Source organism: Gemmatimonadales bacterium, from assembly GCA_036279355.1.
Taxonomy (GTDB): Bacteria; Gemmatimonadota; Gemmatimonadetes; order Gemmatimonadales; family GWC2-71-9; genus DASQPE01.
The window spans coordinates 147,421-165,677 of sequence record DASUJH010000034.1 but is presented as its reverse complement, the minus strand read 5'-3'; the positions used below and the strand labels follow the sequence as shown (position 1 = coordinate 165,677).

Annotated in this window: 15 protein-coding genes; 2 read left to right on the top strand and 13 right to left on the bottom strand. The window is 68.3% G+C overall.

Going from position 1 to position 18,257, the window contains the following annotated elements:
• Positions 1-318: hypothetical protein (locus VFW66_09855; GenBank protein HEX5386992.1), on the top strand; the 318-nt coding region annotated here is incomplete at its 5' end.
• 45 nt (positions 319-363) lie between these two features.
• Here VFW66_09855 and VFW66_09850 read toward each other — a convergent pair.
• The 8 genes from VFW66_09850 to VFW66_09815 all read right to left on the bottom strand — a co-directional run bounded on the left by VFW66_09850 (position 364) and on the right by VFW66_09815 (position 9,731).
• Positions 364-1,782 carry an HD-GYP domain-containing protein gene (locus VFW66_09850; GenBank protein HEX5386991.1) on the bottom strand — a complete coding sequence of 473 codons (1,419 nt, stop codon included), beginning with the start codon at positions 1,780-1,782 and terminating at the stop codon, positions 364-366.
• Positions 1,783-2,162: 380 nt separating this feature from the next.
• Positions 2,163-2,912: a hypothetical protein gene (locus VFW66_09845; protein HEX5386990.1), complete on the bottom strand. Its 750-nt coding sequence runs from the start codon at positions 2,910-2,912 to the stop codon at positions 2,163-2,165.
• A gap of 89 nt (positions 2,913-3,001) precedes the next feature.
• Entirely contained in the window at positions 3,002-4,693 is a 1,692-nt protein-coding gene (locus VFW66_09840; GenBank protein ID HEX5386989.1) for a diguanylate cyclase, read from the bottom strand.
• Positions 4,694-4,933: 240 nt separating this feature from the next.
• Entirely contained in the window at positions 4,934-6,460 is a 1,527-nt protein-coding gene (locus tag VFW66_09835) for a sigma-54 dependent transcriptional regulator (protein HEX5386988.1), read from the bottom strand.
• Positions 6,461-6,512: 52 nt separating this feature from the next.
• Positions 6,513-7,007 carry a MogA/MoaB family molybdenum cofactor biosynthesis protein gene (locus VFW66_09830; protein ID HEX5386987.1) on the bottom strand — a complete coding sequence of 165 codons (495 nt, stop codon included), beginning with the start codon at positions 7,005-7,007 and terminating at the stop codon, positions 6,513-6,515.
• Positions 7,008-7,044: 37 nt separating this feature from the next.
• Positions 7,045-8,145 carry a glycine cleavage system aminomethyltransferase GcvT gene (gene gcvT, locus VFW66_09825; protein HEX5386986.1) on the bottom strand — a complete coding sequence of 367 codons (1,101 nt, stop codon included), beginning with the start codon at positions 8,143-8,145 and terminating at the stop codon, positions 7,045-7,047.
• Positions 8,138-9,106 (bottom strand): ornithine carbamoyltransferase, encoded by a 969-nt coding sequence (argF, locus tag VFW66_09820; GenBank protein HEX5386985.1) that lies wholly within the window; start codon positions 9,104-9,106, stop codon positions 8,138-8,140. The genes gcvT and argF overlap by 8 nt, the downstream gene beginning before the upstream one ends.
• Before the next feature lie 7 nt (positions 9,107-9,113).
• Positions 9,114-9,731 (bottom strand): helix-turn-helix domain-containing protein, encoded by a 618-nt coding sequence (locus VFW66_09815; GenBank protein ID HEX5386984.1) that lies wholly within the window; start codon positions 9,729-9,731, stop codon positions 9,114-9,116.
• A 238-nt stretch (positions 9,732-9,969) separates the two neighbouring features.
• Here VFW66_09815 and VFW66_09810 point away from each other — a divergent pair, with 238 nt between their 5' ends.
• Complete coding sequence (locus tag VFW66_09810) at positions 9,970-11,271, top strand: amidohydrolase family protein (protein HEX5386983.1); 1,302 nt, start codon at positions 9,970-9,972, stop codon at positions 11,269-11,271.
• Here VFW66_09810 and hslU read toward each other — a convergent pair.
• From hslU to topA, 5 genes are all read right to left on the bottom strand, one after another.
• Positions 11,259-12,761: an ATP-dependent protease ATPase subunit HslU gene (gene hslU / locus VFW66_09805; GenBank protein ID HEX5386982.1), complete on the bottom strand. Its 1,503-nt coding sequence runs from the start codon at positions 12,759-12,761 to the stop codon at positions 11,259-11,261. The genes VFW66_09810 and hslU overlap by 13 nt on opposite strands.
• A gap of 44 nt (positions 12,762-12,805) precedes the next feature.
• Positions 12,806-13,354, bottom strand: coding sequence for an ATP-dependent protease subunit HslV (gene hslV, locus VFW66_09800; GenBank protein HEX5386981.1), 549 nt, complete (start codon positions 13,352-13,354; stop codon positions 12,806-12,808).
• Positions 13,355-13,431: 77 nt separating this feature from the next.
• Positions 13,432-14,373 carry a tyrosine recombinase XerC gene (locus VFW66_09795; GenBank protein ID HEX5386980.1) on the bottom strand — a complete coding sequence of 314 codons (942 nt, stop codon included), beginning with the start codon at positions 14,371-14,373 and terminating at the stop codon, positions 13,432-13,434.
• On the bottom strand, positions 14,355-15,650 hold the full coding sequence (trmFO, locus tag VFW66_09790) for a methylenetetrahydrofolate--tRNA-(uracil(54)-C(5))-methyltransferase (FADH(2)-oxidizing) TrmFO (protein HEX5386979.1): 1,296 nt from the start codon (positions 15,648-15,650) through the stop codon (positions 14,355-14,357). The genes VFW66_09795 and trmFO overlap by 19 nt, the downstream gene beginning before the upstream one ends.
• 13 nt (positions 15,651-15,663) lie before the next feature.
• A complete protein-coding gene (topA, locus tag VFW66_09785; protein ID HEX5386978.1) occupies positions 15,664-18,174 on the bottom strand; it encodes a type I DNA topoisomerase in 2,511 nt (836 codons plus the stop codon).
• Positions 18,175-18,257 lie beyond the last annotated feature (83 nt).

Here is an 18,257-nt window from a genome sequence, read left to right as displayed (position 1 = left end):
ATTGCACACTTCGAGGGGCGCTTTGCGATATGGACTGCACTCACAGCGGCCACCGACCAGGAACTGTCGGTGGCAACTCAGCGAATTCTTGCGCTCAAGGAACGCCTGGCAGAATTGGATTTCATCGACCAAGTGGAGGTGCTAGCCGCGGCAGCATTTGTGGCCACTCGAACGCACGATGATCCCCGGCCGAGCTATGACAGTCTCCGCCATAGACTAGCTGCCTTGCCGCCCGCTGCCGCCAACCAGATCCTGCGCCAGGGCTCGCTCGGAATCACTGCCGACGCAAGTAATCTGCGCGATGGGGTGGGCGTTTAGCCTGGATGGTCGAAGGTTGGTTCCTACGAACCTCGCTGATAACAACTAAGATTGCGCCCGGTCCACCCTCCACATCCCCGCGGCCGCCCGGCTTAGACGACCGACGCCAGCGGAGCGGTGCTCCGCGGGCGCTGATCGGGAACCTGGCTCGGCGATTAGACGCCGGACCGCCACTGAGGAAATGGCGAGCGCAACGATTCGCGGGTCGAACTGTGTGCCTTGATGCTTTAGCAACTCGGCGACTACGGTATCGAGCGGCAGCCGCTTACGATACGGTCGATCTGTCGTCATGGCGTCGATCGTATCCGAGACCAGAATGATGCGCGCCCCGAGCGGGATACGTTCGGCGGTAATGCCATCAGGATAGCCCCGACCATCCCACCGTTCGTGGTGGTGCCTGACTGCAAGCTGAATTGGGCCGCGGAATTTCGAAATTATTCCAACGAGATCTGCGCTCCGTGCAGCGTGTGTCTGCATGAGCGTCGTCTCCTCCGGGGTCAAACGGCCCTCCTTGCGGAGAAGTGGCGCAAATTCTTCGTGAATCTTTCCCACATCGTGCAAGAGCGCCGCGGTTTCGACCTGTTCAATTTCCCGCGCGGGCAAACCCAGTTCCGTTGCAATCGTTCGGGACATCTGGCTTACACGCCGTGAATGCCCAGATGTGTAGGGGTCACGGGCCTCGATGGCCTTGACCATTACTTCGAGAAGCTCTTGTCCGCTCTCCTGCAATTGTCGGTACAGGCCGTATACATGGCGCACGGCCAAAATCGGCAGGACGAGCGCGATCACACCGATTGAACCGAACCCGAACCAGTGCTCGAACACCTCGTAGGCTGAGGCCATTAGCAAAGCGAGCAAGCTCGCACAAACATCGTAGGCGAGCACGCCCCGCGCATTCAAATTCCAGACTTCGCGGAAGGCACGTCCAGAGCTAAGCGCCAGCACACCACTTACTGCAGTTGCATTCACTGCGAAGTACATCAGTGCCATTAGAAAAAAGAGTCCGAGATCGCGTTGAACCTCCGGCATCGAAAGCTCTGCACCTGACGCAAAGTAGGCCGGTGGAAATCCACCACCGAAAGCCCGATAAATGTACGCGCCGCCGAGCACGGCAAGGATGATCTGGGCTGAATTAAACACAACCTTTGGCCACCCGTTCCCGCGGACGATGCTGCCGATAACGTTTGATGAAGCAGCGACACTGGCTGCCCAGAATGGCCCCACGACCACAATGGCGGCGAGGTGAGCTACAAACACCATCGACCCCGTGCCTGACATACGCAGACGGGTCGTGAGTGTGCCTTCGAGTATCGTGGCGACCAAGAAGAAACAACCGAGAGGCCACCATCCAGGAAATGCCAATGCGCCGTGCCAGGCTGCTGCAAGCGCAGCTACACCACCTAAGGCCACAGCCGCGACATAGGCGTAGAGGCGAATCCGGAGGTGAGCCGCGATCGATGACATGGCTGTGGGGAGGGGATCCCGATTACGACTAGCTGCCCCAGTATTGCGTTTCCGACAGCCCAAGCGCCGCCGTGAAGAAGTGGACAGGGCTAGTCAGCAACCGCGCCGCCGCCGAGAGCCAGCTGATCCTCAACATGAGCGTCACCTCCCTTCGGGTACATGAGTACTCCGGGAAGTGGCAAGCCCCGCTATGGCCTACCAGACGCTCCGCTTGATCAGTTGCCCGCTCGTCTCCGCTCGATGTTTCCTACCGCGGCGACCGGGGTCCCCTCCCGCAGGTTCCTTTCCTTCGTGCGCGTGAAACAGCCTGATGCGTGACCCGTTCCACCACACCCCGCTTCAACACCCACCCTGCTTCAGCACTATGCCCATAACGCCGCTCACTCCGGCCGGCGCGCCTCCGTCCACCGATTCGTCGCGTCCAGCACGGCGAGCACCGCCGCGCGCTCCGCGCTCTCCTTGATCTGCGCCGTGCCCGTGAGCAGGAGCGTCTCCCGCCCGCCCAGCCCCTGCACCGCGGCAAATGCGAACTCGCGATCGAACGCCTCCACGATCTTTGCCCCCTCGAGCGCCACCGAATGATCGTTCAGCAGACGGTCGAGCACCCCCACCGCCGCCTTTGCCGCCGCCTCTACTCGGCTCCGCGGCGTGTCGCTCGTCTCCTCCTCCGCCGACTCGGTCTGCCCCCGGAACGACAGCGTCACCGTGATCACCACCCGGTGCGGTCGCCGACCCGGCGCCGCCGTGAGATTCTCGAACAGCACCGCGCGATGGAGCGCCCGCTCACGCACCGCCTCGCGCTCCAGCGCCTCGAGCGGCCGCACCTCCGCCGTCTGCGCGATGCTGATCTTCCGGTGATCCACCTTGAGGCCGAGCTGCGCCAGCAGCGCCGACTCGATGTTGCGCACGATCTGCTTCGGTGCCAGCCCCGACTGTGCCAGCACGTGAATCTCGCTCACCTCGCCGAGCGGGGTCGTCACCACCCGCGCCGACAGTACGCCCTCGAGCGTCGTGAGCAGATTCTCGGCGCGCCGCACGCCCCAGGGGTCCGGCAACGCCTCGGCGCCGCCCGCCCCGCCACGCCCCATCGGCTCCGGCTCCGGCGAGCGCGGACTGAACGATCCGGTCACAGTGCTCTCACCTCGAGATGCGGTCATGTCTCCTCTCGCTGGTCACCACTCGCTCCCCTGCCACGCGGCGCCGGCTCGCGGCGCCAGGCTCACGCCACCGCGTTCCGGCCCGCCGACTTGGCCCGGTAGAGCGCGCGGTCGGCCGTTACCAGGAGATCGCCGTCCGTGGGCTGCCGCGGATCGAACTCCGCGAGCCCGACGCTCACGGTGATGAGCCCCGGCGGATAGCCGAGCCGCCGGCCCACGCCCTCGATGCCGGCGCGGAGCGCTTCGGCCACCCGCGCGCCGCCCTCGAGATCGGTCCGCGTGAGGATCACCACGAACTCGTCGCCGCCGTAGCGCGCGGCCACGTCCGACGCGCGCACCGCATGGCGGATTTCGTCGGCCACCGAACGCAGGACCTCGTTGCCGCACTCGTGGCCGTATTGATCGTTCACCGACTTGAACCGGTCGAGATCGAGGAAGAGCACCGCGAAGCCTTCGCTGCTGCGCTTGCTCCGCTCGACCTCGAACGCCAGGCGATCCCTGAGCACGCGATAGGTCGAGAGCCCGGTGAGCTGGTCCACCGCGGCCGCCTGCTGGGCCTCCTCCGCGCGGCGCTCCTGGTACGGCGTGCACTGCCGGAGCGTCGCCCGGCCCACCACCGCCGCCTCGGCGAATCGCTGGCAGGTGGTGTAGCCGCACGCGCCGCAATCCCACGGCCGGCCGTTGGGCCCGAGGCCGATCTGGTCGAGCACCGCCGCCACCGCCTCCGGGTCCGGCAGGCGCGGCCGCGGCTTGATGTCGAACGCGGCGCCAACGCTGGCGACCACCCCCGTGTCCACCACCGGCGAGCGGCTCCGCGGCGGCTCCGTGCTTGCCACGAGCGCGCGGCGCCAGAACAACTCGTCCTCGGGCCCCGAGAGCGGATGGTCGAGCGCGCCCTCGCGCGAGAGCAGGTCTACGAAACCGAGATCGAGCCGGTCGACCGCCACCGCCCGGGCCAGCGCCGGGAGCGCCGCGAGCCCACGCAGCTTGAGGAAACGGCGGCTCGACTGCCGCGCCTCCTCGAGCAACGCGAGCGGCAGGCCGCCCGCGGCGCTCAGGTGGCGGCGGCGCTCTTCGGGCACCCGGTGGAAATAGGGCGGCTGCGCCGCGGGCGATACCCCGCGCACGCCAAGCAGCTCCTCGAGATCATGAAAGGTGATGGTCGCATCGAGATCGGCGCTGCCAGCGGGCAGCGGAACCCCGGCGTACACGATCCTGAGCCCGGGGCCCTGGAGCGCGCGCAGGTAGCGCGCCTCCGCCACGGCGGGCATCGTCACCGGCGCAAGATAGGGAACGAGCTCGGGATACCGGGTGCGCACGGTCTCGACCACCACGGGATCGGTGGACCTGATCAGCGTGCCCCAATCTTCCTCCCCCCAGAGCCTCAGATACTCCGCCGCGACCAGCTCGTCGCCGATCACGCCCCGCGTTACCGTGCGGAAACCCGCCGCATAACACGCGTTCACCACCTGCTCCGGTGTCGCCGGATAGAAGTGGGCCGCCGATTCGGGACTGAGAATGAGGACTCCGCCGCCCTGTGCTGCGATCGCGAGCGCCCGCCCAACCTCGCCGCTCACCGTCACGGCATCATGGGGACACGACGGCAGACAGTCGCCGCAGCGGATGCATGCCTCGTCGTCGACCTGCAACAGCGGCCGGGGCTCGCCCGCGGTGATAACGATTGCATCGGTCGGGCAGACCCGCACACACGCGAGACACGCGACGCACCGCTCCGGATCAATCGCGAAATTCACGGTTGCCGGCCCGACGAAAATTCGGTCTGAAGCACGGACCCGAGAATATACGGAAGCGACTTGAGAACTGTCAACAGGTGACCCCATGCAAGCTGTTAACTGACAAATATTTAGGCATCCAGCCACGAATGCGACACCGAACCCCCGGTGCGCGGCAGTGCCCTGCCTCCGGCGGCCCGGGTGACCACAAGATGTTCACTATCAAAGCGTTATGGCCCGAATCGGGCCCTCTGGTCGGTTTCAGCCGTCGAGCCGGTAGCTCTTGATCTTCCGGTAGAGGGTCCTTTCGCCGATTCCCAGGACCTCCGCCGCCCTGCGCCGGTTGCCCGCGGACCCCCGGAGAGCCGCCTCGATGGTTGCCCGCTCCACATCAGCCATTGTCATGCCAGCGCGGTAGATCACCTCGTTCGCGTCCTCCCGCTCGAGGTCCGGCATGAGGTCCACCACCGAGCCGTGTTCCGCCAGGTCGATCACCTGCACCCTCTGTGGGTGCTCGTCCAGCCGATGGCGCAGCTCCTCCACCTGACGCCGGAGATCTACCAGGCTCCGGAGGATGAACTCCAGCTCCCGCGCCGGCAGGTCTCGCCCGCCCAGGTCCCCACCGTTCATGGCCGGCAGCCGAGCCGGCAGCAGCCGGCCCGGGCCATCGAACACGTCGGCCGGAATGTCCGCCGCCCGGATCTCGCTCCCCGGCGCCAGCACCACCATCGACTCGATCAGGTTGCGGAGCTGGCGCACGTTGCCGGGCCACGATGCGTTCACCAGCCGGTTCATCGCCTCCGGCGTGATGCCGCGGAAGGTACGGTCGTGCTGCCGGGCCAGCTCGCGCACGAATCGCCGCACCAGGAGCGGAATGTCCTCGCGCCGCTCCCGGAGCGGTGGAAGGTAGATGTGCAGGACGTTGAGCCGGTAGAACAGGTCGTCGCGGAACTCGCCCAGCGCCACCTGCTCCTTGAGCTCGCGGTTGGTGGCCGCGAGCACGCGCACGTTCACCCGGATGGGCTGCACCCCGCCCACCCGAAAGAACGAGCGGCTCTCGAGCACCCGGAGGAGCCGCACCTGCACGCTGAGCGGAATCTCCCCGATCTCGTCCAGGAAAATCGTGCCGCCGTCCGCCAGCTCGAAGCGACCGAGCCTCCGCTCCGCGGCACCGGTGAAGGAGCCCTTCTCGTGGCCGAAGAGCTCGCTCTCGAGCAGCGTTTCCGGGAGCGCCGCGCAGTTCACCGCCACGAACGCTTCGTCCCGCCGGGGCGACAGATCGTGGATGGCCTTGGCGACCAGCTCCTTGCCCGTTCCGCTCTCGCCCTGAATGAGCACGGTGCTCGAGACCGGCGCCATCTGCTCGATCTTCACGAGCACTTCCTGGATCGCCGCGCTCTCGCCGATGATGCCGGTGCGCGCCTGCAGGCGCCGCCGCTCGATGAGCCGGCGCGCGGTGGCTACCGCATCGTCGGGCGCCACCGGCTTCGTCATCACCTCGGTGACACCCAGGCGCGCTACCCGCTCCGCCCGCTCGGAGTCGGTGGGCTCGAGCAGCGCGAGCGTCGAGATCTCGGCGTCGCGCGCGAGTGCCGCGAGCTGAAGGTTTGGCGCCTCGTGCACCGCGCCGGTGAGAATCACGACGTCGGGATTCTCCCGCCGCACCGACCCGCGCGCATCGTCGAGGGAGGAAAACATCGCGGTGGTGAAGCCCGCGGCCTCGAGGCCCGCGTTCACCCGCACGGCGGTCTCGAGATCGTCCATCGTGATCAGCACCTGCGACGCCATTAACCAGCTCCCCCGCGCGCCGCGCTACGCACAAGGTGGCTCACGACGTCCGTCACCGTGCGGGATGCTCGTGCGCCGTCCTTGCACCGCGCACCAGCTCGACCGCGTGATCGACCAATCCTTCCAGCACGCCGAGCCCGTCGCGCACGCCGCCGGGGCTTCCCGGCAGATTCACGATGAGAGTGCGGCCACGGACACCTGCGGTGCCCCGCGACAGCGCCGCGCGCGGAAACCGGGGGTACACGCTGTACCGGAGCGCCTCGGCAATTCCCGGCGCCTCCTTGTCGAGCACCGCGCGGGTTGCCTCGGGAGTGATGTCGCGAGCCGTGAGCCCGGTGCCGCCGGTGGTGAGCACGAGGTCAGCCGCGTCCTCGTCGGCCCAGCGCCTGAGCACGGCTCCGATCGCTGCCTCCTCATCCGGCACGAGCTCGCGCGAAGCCACGACATACCCCCGCGCCGCGGCCCACGCCGCAATCGCGTCCCCCGAGGTATCCGCGCGCTCCCCCCGCGCCCCCGCATCCGAAATCGTAAGAATCGCAGCTCTCACAAGACCCCTTACCGTCTCTACCGCCCCGACCGCCCCTTTACTGCCCCTTCTTCACACTGCCCTTCTCCCAAAAGGGCCTCTTCGTCACCTTCGCGGGCACGCTTTCCCCTCGTATCTCCACTTCGAACTCGGTCCCCGTGGCCACGCCGGGCGGCAGGAACGTGGTACCGATTGGCACCCCAAGCGAGGGGCTCATCGCGCCGCTCCGCACTACGTCCACCTCGCGCCCGCCATACCGTACCTGCGAGCCCTGGCGCGGAATGCCTCGGCCGAGCAGCGTGAAGGCCGCGAGCTTGCGCGTGACGCCGCGCTGCCGCTGCGCGCGAAGGGCCGCGTCGCCCACGAACGGCGCGCCCTTGTCGAGCTTCACGATCCAGCCGAGCCCTGCCTCGAGCGGCGTGATGGTGCGGTCGATTTCATGCCCGTAGAGCGCGTAGCCCATTTCGAGCCGGAGCGAATCGCGCGCGCCGAGCCCCGCCGGCGTGGCGCCGGCGGAGGTGAGCGCGGTCCAGAGCGGGCCCAGGCTCCGGTCGCGGCAGTACAGCTCGAAGCCGTCCTCGCCGGTGTAGCCGGTGCGCGAAATGAAGCAGTCGGCGCCGGCCACCTGGCCCGCTGTGAACCGGTAATAGCCGATGTCCGCGAGCCGGGTGCCGGTGAGCGGCTGCAGGAGCGCCTCGGCTTTGGGTCCCTGCAGCGCGAGCAGTCCCACCGCGTCCGAGATGTCCTTGAGCCGGATGTTGGCGCCGCCCTTATGGTCCACCAGATGCTTCCACGCAGCCGCCGTGTTCGCCGCGTTCACGACCACCATCCACTTGTCGTCGAAGCGGTAGAGCGTACAGTCGTCGACCACCGTGCCTTCGGGCGTCAGGATGGCCGAGTACTGCACGCCTCCGGGTCCGACCGCGGTAACATCGTTGCAGGTGATGCGATTGAGAAAGGCGTTCCGGTCCGGGCCGGTGATCTCGAACTCGCCCATGTGCGAAACGTCGAACACCCCGGCCCCGGTGCGCACCGCCTGATGCTCGGCGATGATGCCGGTGGGATACTGCACCGGCATATCATACCCGGCAAACGGCACCATGCGGGCGCCAAGCGCGCGGTGCACCGATGCGAGCGGGGTCTCGCGCAGCTCAGGCATCGCTTGACGCGCCGCGCGGTGGCGCAACGCGCGCGCCGCCCATCAGCACGGCCATCAGCGCCTTCTGCGCGTGCAGCCGATTTTCGGCCTCGTCCCAGACGCGCGACTGCGGTCCCTCGATGACTTCGTCCGCCACCTCCTCACCGCGATGCGCCGGCAGGCAGTGGAGGAAGATCGCGCGCGGGTCGGCCCGGCGCATGAGTGCCGTGTCCACCATGAAATCCTGAAAGGCGCGGGCGCGCTCTTCCTGCTCCGCCTCCTGACCCATCGAGGCCCAGACGTCGGTGTTCACCACGTGGGCGCCCTCGACCGCCTCGGCGGGGTCGTGGGTGAGGAGCACGTCGGTGAGCGCACGGTTTCGCTCGACGATACCGGGGTTCGGCTCGTAGCCCGCGGGGCACGCGAGTCGAATGGAAAAGCCCAGCACGCCCGCGGCGTTGAGCCAGCTATGCGCCATGTTGTTGCCGTCGCCCACCCACGCGATCGTCTTCCCCTCCCAGCCGCCGAGCGCCTCGCGCACCGTGAGCAGATCGGCCAGCACCTGGCAGGGGTGAAGAAGATCGGTGAGCCCGTTGATCACCGGGACGCTCGCGTAGCGGGCCAGCTCCTCGACGTCGGCGTGGTCGAAGGTGCGGATCATGATGCCGTCGAGGTAGCGGCTCAGCACGCGGGCGGTGTCGCGGATGGGCTCGCCGCGGCCGAGCTGGATATCGCGCGAGGAAAGAAAGAGGGCGTGGCCGCCGAGCTGGAACGCGCCCACCTCGAACGAGACGCGGGTGCGGGTCGAGCTCTTGGCGAAGATCATTCCGAGCGTCTTGCCGGCCAGCGGCCGCTCGCGGTATTCGCCGCATTTCATGCGCGCCGCGAGCTCGAGCAGCGCGATGAGCTCGGGCCGGCTCAGGTCGGGGATGGCGAGGAAGTCGCGCTTCTGTTGCCGGGGCCGTTCTCGGGAGGCATGCATGGGCCGTTCACGGAGGCGTGTGGGTACCCGTCGCGCGGATTGTAGTGGGGGAGGACGGGGGCAGCAAGGTGAGCGAAGCGGCGAATGCGCGGGTGAGTTCGGCGATGAGGTCGGCGTCGTCGAGCGCCGCCTCGGCGCCGCGGCCGAAGAGCACCGCCTCCTTCGCGGCGCCGTCGAGCATGAGGAGAGCGACGGCGATGGCGCGCTCGGGCCGCGGGTGCGTCAACTCGGCGCGGCGCGCGAGGAAGAGCGCGGTGAGCCGCGCCGCGAAGTCGGCGTCGGCCGAGGCGACATCGGCCGTGACGGCATCGGGTCGGGTGCGCGCGTGGAGGTAGAGCGCGCTCAGCAGTCGTCTATGCGCGCGGTAGCCCTCGACCAGGAGCCGGACGACTCGCTCGGCGAGGCCGCAGGCGTCGAGGCGGGCGCACCGCTCGTCGCTCAACGCACGGGCGCTTGCCCCGCGGGCGCGGGCGAAGAAGTCGGCGGCGAAGGCCGCGACCAGCGCGTCGCGATCGGCAAAGCGGGTGTAAATGGTGCCGACAGCAATGTTCGCCTTCTGTGCCACCTGGCCGACAGTGAGTCCCGCAACGCCCCGCTCGGCGATGACTTGCCCTGTTGCTCGCATCAGCCGGTCGAGCGTGGCGCGGCTTCGGCTCTGGCGGGGAGGCGCGTGGGCCACAGGCATCGCCGGGCCTTCAGTCTCAATGAATTATGAACATGAATATTGCTTCAATATCGGATAAGCTAAACCGATGTCAACCCACAGCGACCTGCCGAGATTGACTGTCGCAGCCTCGCGGGTAGTTTGACCCCGCCGACCCGCACGTCACGCCCCCACAATCCCGTTGCCCCGGAGAACGCGCATGTCCCGGCCCAAGCGTCGCCGACTCGCCTCCCGTCCCCTGTCCGTTTTGGCCATCGCTTTCGCCCTCTCCGGCGTCCCGCCCGCTGCCGCTCCCGCCACCGCGCAGGACGTCACGGTCATTCGCGCCGCGCGGCTGCTCGATGTGACGAGCGGCGAGCTGGTGACGCCGGGTGTCGTCGTGGTCGAGAAGGACCGGATCCGGAGCATGGGGCCCGACGGCGTCCCGGCGGGTGCCCGTAGCATCGACCTCGGCGACGCGACGCTCCTCCCCGGCTTCATCGACGCGCACGTCCACCTCACCTTCGACATCGGCGGCGATTGGCTCACCCGCCCGGTCCGGGAGACCGCGGCGGACGAGGCGCTCCGCGGCGCGCACAACGCGCGCACCACGCTGCTCGCCGGCTTCACCACCGTGCGAAACGTCGGCGCGGGCGGGTTCAGCGACGTCGCGCTCATGCACGCGATCGACCGCGGCCTGGTGGATGGCCCCCGGATCGTGCCGGCCGGCCACGCCATCGGCATCACCGGCGGCCACTGCGACGCCACCGGCTGGGCGCCCGGCATCCTGGAGCTCGGCCCCGAGGAGGGCGTCGCCGACGGCGTGGATGAAGCGGTGAAGGCGGTGCGCTACCAGATCAAGCACGGCGCCCAAGTCATCAAGGTGTGCGCCACCGCCGGCGTGCTCTCCTACGATGCGACGCTCGGCGCGCAACAGCTCTCGGACGAGGAGCTCAAGGCCATCGTGGACGAGGCGTATCGCCACGGGCTCAGGGTGGCGGCGCACGCGCACGGCACCGCGGGCATCAAGGCGGCCGTGCGCGCCGGCGTCACCTCGATCGAGCACGGCTCCATCCTCGACGACGAGGCGATCCGCCTCATGAAGGAGCACGGGACCTGGCTCGTCCCGACCGCGTACCTGCTCACCCGCATCAAGGCGGACGATCTGCCGCCGCCGCTCGCCGCCAAGATGCGCGAGGCCGTCCCACTCGCGCAGGCGAGTCACCGCAAGGCCATCCGCGCCGGCGTCAAGATCGCCTTCGGCACCGACGCCGCGGTCTATCCGCACGGCGAGAACGCGCACGAGTTCGCGGTGTACGTGGGCTACGGCATGCGGCCCATCGACGCGCTCCGCACCGCCACGGTGAACGCCGCGGACCTGCTCGGCGTGACCGACCGCGGCGTGCTGGCGCCCGGCAAGCTGGCCGACATCGTCGCCGTGCCGGGCGACCCGCTCCGCGACATCACCGCGACCGAGCGGGTGAGCTTCGTGATGAAGGGTGGGGTGGTCTACAAGATGTAGCGGCGGAGATCGTCGTCGTTCACGACCTTGGCCAGGCGCTCGCGCACCGTGGGCGCGTCGAACAGGATCCGCTTCTCGGGAAAGTCGGGCAGATCGAAGAGCAGGTCCTCCATCAGCGTCGCCATGACGGTGTGGAGGCGGCGCGCGCCGATGTTTTCCATCCGATCGTTCGCCACGAACGCCACCCGCGCGATCTCGGCGATGCCGTCGGGGGTGAACTGGAGCTCCACTCCCTCGGCGGCCACCAGCGCGTGGTACTGCCGGGTGAGCGCGTTCTCCGGTTCCGTCAGGATGCGGACGAAATCGTCGCGGGTGAGCGGCTGCAGCTCGACCCGGATGGGAAAGCGCCCCTGGAGCTCGGGGATCAGGTCCGACGGCTTGGACACGTGGAACGCGCCGGCCGCGATGAAGAGGATGTGGTCGGTGCGCACGTAGCCGTAGCGGGTCTGCACCGTCGAGCCCTCGACGATCGGGAGCATGTCGCGCTGCACGCCCTCGCGCGAGACGTCGGGTCCCATGGACGGGCCGCGCTCGCCCGCGATCTTGTCGATTTCGTCGATGAAGATGATGCCGTGGTTCTCGACCCGGTCGAGCGATTCGTTCACCACGTCGTCCATGTCGACCAGCTTCTTCAATTCTTCATCGATCAGCACCCGGCGGGCGTCGGGTACCCTGAGGGTGCGCCGCTTCTTCCGCTTGGGGAGCATCTCCTGCAGCATCTCGGTGAAGTTGAAGTCGGCCCCTTCCATGCCCTGCGGCGGCTGCATCAACTCGAGCATCGGGAAGCTCTGCGGCGTCATCTCGATCTCGACCTCGCGCTCGTCCAGCCGCCCGGTGGCAAGCATGTCCCGCAGCTTCTCTCTCGACCGCTTCCTTCGCTCGTCTTCGATCTCCAGCCCCCGCTCCGCCTTCGCCTGCCCGCTCGCCGAGACCACGAACACAGAGGGCTCGGCCTTCTCACCCGGTACCGCCTTTTCCGCCTTTACCGCCCCTCCCGTCTGGGGTGCAGGCGGAGGGAGGAGGAGATCCAGCAAGCGCTCATCGGCCCGTTGCTCCGCCTGCGGATATACCTCGTCCTCCCGCTCGGTGCGGACCATATTGATCGCCGCGTCGACCAGGTCGCGGATCATCGACTCGACGTCGCGGCCCACATAGCCCACCTCGGTGAACTTCGAGGCCTCGACCTTGATGAACGGCGCGCCCGCGAGCCGCGCGAGCCGCCGAGCCACTTCGGTCTTGCCGACGCCGGTGGGACCGATGAGGATGATGTTGTAGGGGGTGATCTCGTCCCGGATGTCGTCCGCGGCCTGGGCACGGCGCCAGCGGTTCCGCACCGCGATGGCAACGGCGCGCTTGGCCGCGTCCTGGCCCACGATGTAGCGGTCCAGCTCGGCCACGATCTGGCGGGGCGGCATTTCCTCGAGCCACGGGAGCGGCGGCTGCTCCTCGGTCGGCGCAGGGGCGTTAGGGGCGGGGACGGTTGTGGCCATGGCTGAAGCGTAAGGGAACCGCGGGAAACAGTAAACCGAGCGACTCAGGGCAGCTCGAGGATGGTGATGTTCCGGTTGGTATAGACGCAGATGTCGGCGGCGATGTCGAGCGAGCGCTGCACGATGTCGCGGGCGCCGACGGCCGGATCGGGCAGCAGCGCGCGCGCGGCGGCCAGCGCAAAGTTGCCGCCCGAGCCCACGGCCACGATCCCGTCGTCCGGCTCGATCAGCTCCCCGGCGCCGCTCAAGAGAAAGCTGTGCTCCAGATCCGCCGCGACGAGGAGCGCCTCCAGCCGCCGCAGCACGCGGTCGCTGCGCCAATCCTTGGCCAATTCCACCGCGGCGCGCGGAAGGTTCCCGGGATACCGATCGAGCTTCTCCTCGAACTTTTCGTAAAGCGTGAGCGCATCCGCCACCGACCCCGCAAACCCGGCCAGCACCTTTCCGCCCTTGAGCGTGCGCACCTTCACGGAGCGCGACTTCATCACCGTATCGCCGATGCTCACCTGGCCATCGCCGCCAAGGGCGATGCGACCGCCTTTGCGGACGGTAAGGATGGTGGTTCCGTGGAACGTCGGATGGACGCCGTGCATGGGACCTCGTTGTCAGCTAGGCGGTAAGCCGCTACCGCCCTTACCGCCGACTCGACCGCCTGGTCAACCTTCCTCGTTCAAGCTCTGGGATGCGCACGGGCATAGACGCCCTTCAACCTTTCCACGCTCACATGGGTGTACACCTGCGTCGTGCTGAGCGATGCATGTCCCAACAGCTCCTGCACCGCCCGCAGGTCCGCGCCGGCGTCGAGCATGTGGGTCGCGAAGGTGTGGCGGAGCGAATGGACCCGGAGCCCGTCGCCGCCTACCGCATCGAAGAGGAGATGCATCCGGCGCTGCACGCCACGCGGCGGTAAGCGCCGGCCGCGGACACTCATGAAGAGCGCCCGTGGGTCCGCGCCCTTGCCCGGCGGCTGCTGCTCCCTGAGCCGAAGATAGCGGCGGAGGGCGAGGACCGCGCGCGAGCCCACCGGCACGATGCGCTCCTTGCGCCCCTTCCCGCGCACCTTCGCCTGGTCCGACAACAGGTCCACGTCGCCCAGATTGAGACCAGCCAGCTCGGACAGGCGCATGCCGGTGGAATAGAACAGCTCCAGCATCGCGAGGTCCCGCGCGGCGAGCAGGTCGCCGCCTTCGGCGCGCTGTTCCGCCCAGGCGAAGAGCGCCTCCATCGTGGCGCGGTCGAGATGCGACGGCAACCGCTTCTCGATCCGCGGCACCTTGGCGACGCGCGCCACGTTCACGGCGAGCCCATGGTGCACCTGCAGGTACCGGAACAGGCCGCGCACTGCGGAGAGCGCACGAGCGGCCGAGCGCTTGGAGAGCCCGCGGCGCTGCATGTCGCCCAGAAATCCGCGAAGGCCGGCGCGATCGACCGACTCGCAGCTCCAGTCGGCGCCGTAGTGTCGGTCGCAGAAATCCATGAACGCATCGAGGTCGCGCCGATATGCGATCACGGTGTTGGGCGACTGATTGCGCTCGACCTCCGAGTGCGCCAGAAATTCGGACACGAGATGGCGGACCGACTCGCCGCCCATCGTCAGAGCCCTTCTGCCCATGCCTCGAACTCCGCAATCGCGCGCTCCGCCAGCCGCGCACGCCTCGTCTCCTTCTTCACCTTTTCGGGCAGCGGATCCAGCAGGCCGAAGTTCGCGTTCATCGGCTGAAAGTGGCGCGGGTCCGCCTCGCGAAGATAGCGGTAGAGGCCGCCGAGCATGGTGGTGGGCGGCGGGACCGCAGCCGGTCGGCCTTCGAGCCGGCGCGCGAGGTTGATGCCCGCGAGGAGCCCCGTGCCGAGCGATTCGGTGTAGCCCTCGACGCCGGTCATCTGGCCCGCGAGGAAAATCCGGTCGTCGTCATGAAGCGTGAGCGCCGTGCCGAGGCACGCGGGGCTGTTGACGTAGGCGTTCCGATGGATGCTGCCGTAGCGGAGATACTCCGCCGCGCCGAGGCCCGGAATCGTCGAGAACACCCGTTGCTGCTCCGGAATCCTGAGGCGCGTCTGAAAGCCCACCAGGTTCCACATCTGTCCCACGCGGTCCTCGCGCCGGAGCTGCACGACGGCGTGCGGCTCGCGCCCGGTGCGCGGATTGGGCAGGCCCACCGGCTTCATCGGTCCGAAGCGGAGCGTCTCGGGGCCGCGGCGCGCCATCTCCTCGATCGGCAGGCAGCCCTCGAAATACGGCACCTGGTCGAATTCGTGGGCGGTAAACTGGTCGGCCGTGGCGAGCGCATCCACGAACGAGGCATACGCGCCGGCGTCGAGCGGGGCGTTGAGGTAGTCCGCGCCGTCGCCCTTGCCGTACCGCGAAAGCGCGTAAAGCGCGCCGCGGTCGAGCGATTCGTCGGCGACGATGGGCGCGATGGCATCGTAGAACGCGAGCGCGGAGGCGCCGAGCCGCGCAGCGAGCGCGGCACCCAGCCGTTCCGAGGTGAGCGGGCCCGTCGCGATTACCGCGGGCGACGGCAGCTCCGCCACCTCCTCGCGCACCAGCGTGACGTTGGGGTGAGCCGACACGCGATCGTGCACGGCGCGCGAGAACAGTTCGCGATCGACGACCAGCGCCGCACCGCCGGGCACCTGCGCCTCCTCGGCGCAGCAGAGCAGCAGGCTGCCCAGCCGCCTGAGCTCCGCCTTGAGCAGTCCGTGTGCGTTGGTGAGTTCCCGCGACTTGAACGAGTTGCTGCAGACCAGCTCCGCCAGACGATCCGAGGCATGGGCCGCAGTGCGCACCCGCGGCCGCATTTCGTAGAGGGTCACCCGGACGCCCCGCTCGGCCAGGGCCCAGGCGGCCTCGCATCCCGCCAGCCCGCCGCCCACGACCGAAGCCTTCACCCGACGGCTGCCCTCACGTGAGCGCCATCTCCTCCGGTTCGACGGCGACGATGCGGTGACCGCACTTGAGGCAGGTGCGCACCTCACCCTCGGCCTTGGTCACCTTGCGCTCGAGTCCCACCCATCCACAGGTCGGGCACTCCTCGGCCACGGGGCGGTTCCAGGTGGAGAAGTCGCACGCCGGGTAGCGCACGCACCCCCAGAACGACTTGCCGCGCTTGGTGCGCCGCTCGGCCAGATCGCCCTCGAGGCACTTGGGGCACTTCATGCCGAGCGGCACCGCGCGGGTGCCTTTGCACTCGGGGTAGCGCGTGCAGGCGAGGAACTCGCCGAACCGACCGGTCTTGATGACCATCGGCGCCTGACAGAGGTGGCACTTCGCGTCGGTGGGACGGTCCGGCGCCTTGTCCTTCCGGAGCGACTTGGCGTAGTCGCAGCCGTCCTTGTACTTCTCGCAGGCGAGGTACGGACCGAACCGGCCCGTGCGGAGCTCGACGCGCCGCCCGCATTTGGGACACCGCTCGCTCGCCAGCCGCTCGGGCGAGAGGCCGTGTGCCTCGGCCACCAGCGCGTTGATGTCGACGGCCTCGAGCGCGCGGGTGAAGGGATCGTAGAAGTCGCTCAGCACCCGCTGCCAGGGCAGCTCGCCTTCCTCGATCTTGTCCAGCTCGGTCTCCATGCCGGCGGTAAACCCGACGTCGAAGATCTCGGGGAACTTGCTCACCATGACCCGCTCGACCGTCTCACCGAGGGAAGTGGGGAAGAACCGCCGGCTCTCGATCTTCACGTATTCGCGGGCCGAGAGCGTGGAGATGATGGCACTGTAGGTCGACGGCCGGCCGATGCCAAGCCGCTCCAGCTCCTTCACCAGGCTGGCCTCGGAGAACCGCGGCGGGGGCTCGGTGAAGTGCTGGTTCGGCGTGATCTTCTCGACGCCCACCTTGTCGCCGCGCTCGAGCGCCGGGATGGGCGAGAGGTCCTCGACCGCCTTGCCGTCTTCCGGCTCGCGCCCCTCGAGGTAGAGCACATGGTATCCGTCGAACACGAGCACGGAGCCCGTCGCCCGGAACAAATATTTGCCCAGGTCGAAGTCCACGATCGTCATGTCGTAGACCGCCGGCATCATCTGCGAGGCGACGAAGCGCTGCCAGATGAGCTGGTAGAGCCGGAACTGATCGGGCTCGAGGAAAGGCTGCACGTCTTCCGGCCGGTGACGCACGTCGGTCGGGCGGATGGCCTCGTGGGCATCCTGCACCTTGGCGGCGCGCCGCGCCGAATACTGGTTGGGCGCGTCGGGCAGGTAGGCCTTGGCGTAGTTCGCGGCGATGAAATCCCGGACCGACTTGATGGCGGCATCGGACACGCGGACCGAGTCGGTGCGCATGTAGGTGATGAGGCCCACCGGCCCCTCGGCGCCGATGTCGATGCCCTCGTACAGGTCCTGCGCCGCGCGCATGGTGCGCCGCGAGGAGAAGCCCAGCCGCTTGGCCGCTTCCTGCTGGAGCGTGCTGGTGGTGAACGGCGCGCCGGGGCGCTTGTGGCGCTGCTTGCGCTCGACGCTCGACACGGTCCAGGTGAGACCGGGCGTGCTCACGCTACGCGCACTCGCGATCGGCTCGGCCGGCGCGACCTGATCGGAACGCGTGCCTGCCAAGACCGCCTCGATCACCTTCCGTGCGTCGTCCGCGCTGTGGAGCTGCGGCTTGTGGCCGTCCACCTTGTGCAGCGATGCCTCGAACTCCTGGCCGTCCGCGGCGCAGAGCGCCTCGATGCTCCAGTACTCCTGCGGCTTGAACGCGCGAATTCCGCGCTCGCGCTCGACGATGAGCCTGAGCGCCACGGTCTGTACCCGCCCGGCCGAGAGGCCGGTCTTGATGCTCTTCCAGAGGAGCGGGCTCGCCTTGTACCCGACCAGCCGGTCGAGGATGCGCCGGGCCTGCTGGGCGTTCACCTTCTGCTCGTCGATGTCCCCCGGGCTCCGCATCGCCGCCTTCACGGCGTCCCGGGTGATCTCGTGAAAGAGGACCCGATGGGTGGGCACCGAGCGGTCGAGCTGGCTCGCCACGTGCCAGGCGATGGCCTCGCCCTCCCGGTCGGGGTCGGTGGCGAGAAAGACCTCGCGGGCGGACCGCGCGGCCTTTTTGATTTCGCTGAGCGTCTGGCTCTTTCCTTTGATAATGACGTATTCGGGCGTGAACGTGCCGCCCTCGATGTCGACGCCGAGCTTCCGGGTGGGGAGATCGCGCACGTGGCCCACGGTTGCCTTGACCGCGTAGCCCGAGCCCAGGTACTTGCCGATCGTCTTGGCCTTCGTGGGCGACTCGACGATGACGAGGCTCCCGCCGCGCCGACGGCCCCCGTCGGCAGCAGCACCGTTGCCGGCCGCGTGCTTGGTACGGGGCTTAGATCCGCCTCCCCGAGCCGGCTTCCCGGTAGACGTCGCGGGCTTCAGGGCAGGCTTCGAGGGCGCGCTCCCGGCTGCGCGCTTCCGCGGTTTGGTGGCCTTCTTCTTAGTGCTAGGCATGTGTCAGTGTAGCCATCCCGGTCAAAACAGGGTCAACGGCGACCCGGAGCAAGAAAGACCGGCCGCCGCCTGTTGGCAAGGAA

Excerpts from the sequence above, each read along its gene's own strand:
- VFW66_09850 (HEX5386991.1), bottom strand. The coding sequence starts at position 1,782 with ATGTCATCGATCGCGGCTCACCTCCGGATTCGCCTCTACGCCTATGTC.
- VFW66_09835 (HEX5386988.1), bottom strand. The coding sequence starts at position 6,460 with ATGGCGTCGCAGGTGCTGATCACGATGGACGATCTCGAGACCGCCGTG.
- gcvT (HEX5386986.1), bottom strand. The coding sequence starts at position 8,145 with ATGCCTGAGCTGCGCGAGACCCCGCTCGCATCGGTGCACCGCGCGCTT.
- argF (HEX5386985.1), bottom strand. The coding sequence starts at position 9,106 with ATGCATGCCTCCCGAGAACGGCCCCGGCAACAGAAGCGCGACTTCCTC.
- VFW66_09815 (HEX5386984.1), bottom strand. The coding sequence starts at position 9,731 with ATGCGAGCAACAGGGCAAGTCATCGCCGAGCGGGGCGTTGCGGGACTC.
- VFW66_09810 (HEX5386983.1), top strand. The coding sequence starts at position 9,970 with ATGTCCCGGCCCAAGCGTCGCCGACTCGCCTCCCGTCCCCTGTCCGTT.
- hslU (HEX5386982.1), bottom strand. The coding sequence starts at position 12,761 with ATGGCCACAACCGTCCCCGCCCCTAACGCCCCTGCGCCGACCGAGGAG.
- hslV (HEX5386981.1), bottom strand. The coding sequence starts at position 13,354 with ATGCACGGCGTCCATCCGACGTTCCACGGAACCACCATCCTTACCGTC.
- VFW66_09795 (HEX5386980.1), bottom strand. The coding sequence starts at position 14,373 with ATGGGCAGAAGGGCTCTGACGATGGGCGGCGAGTCGGTCCGCCATCTC.
- topA (HEX5386978.1), bottom strand. The coding sequence starts at position 18,174 with ATGCCTAGCACTAAGAAGAAGGCCACCAAACCGCGGAAGCGCGCAGCC.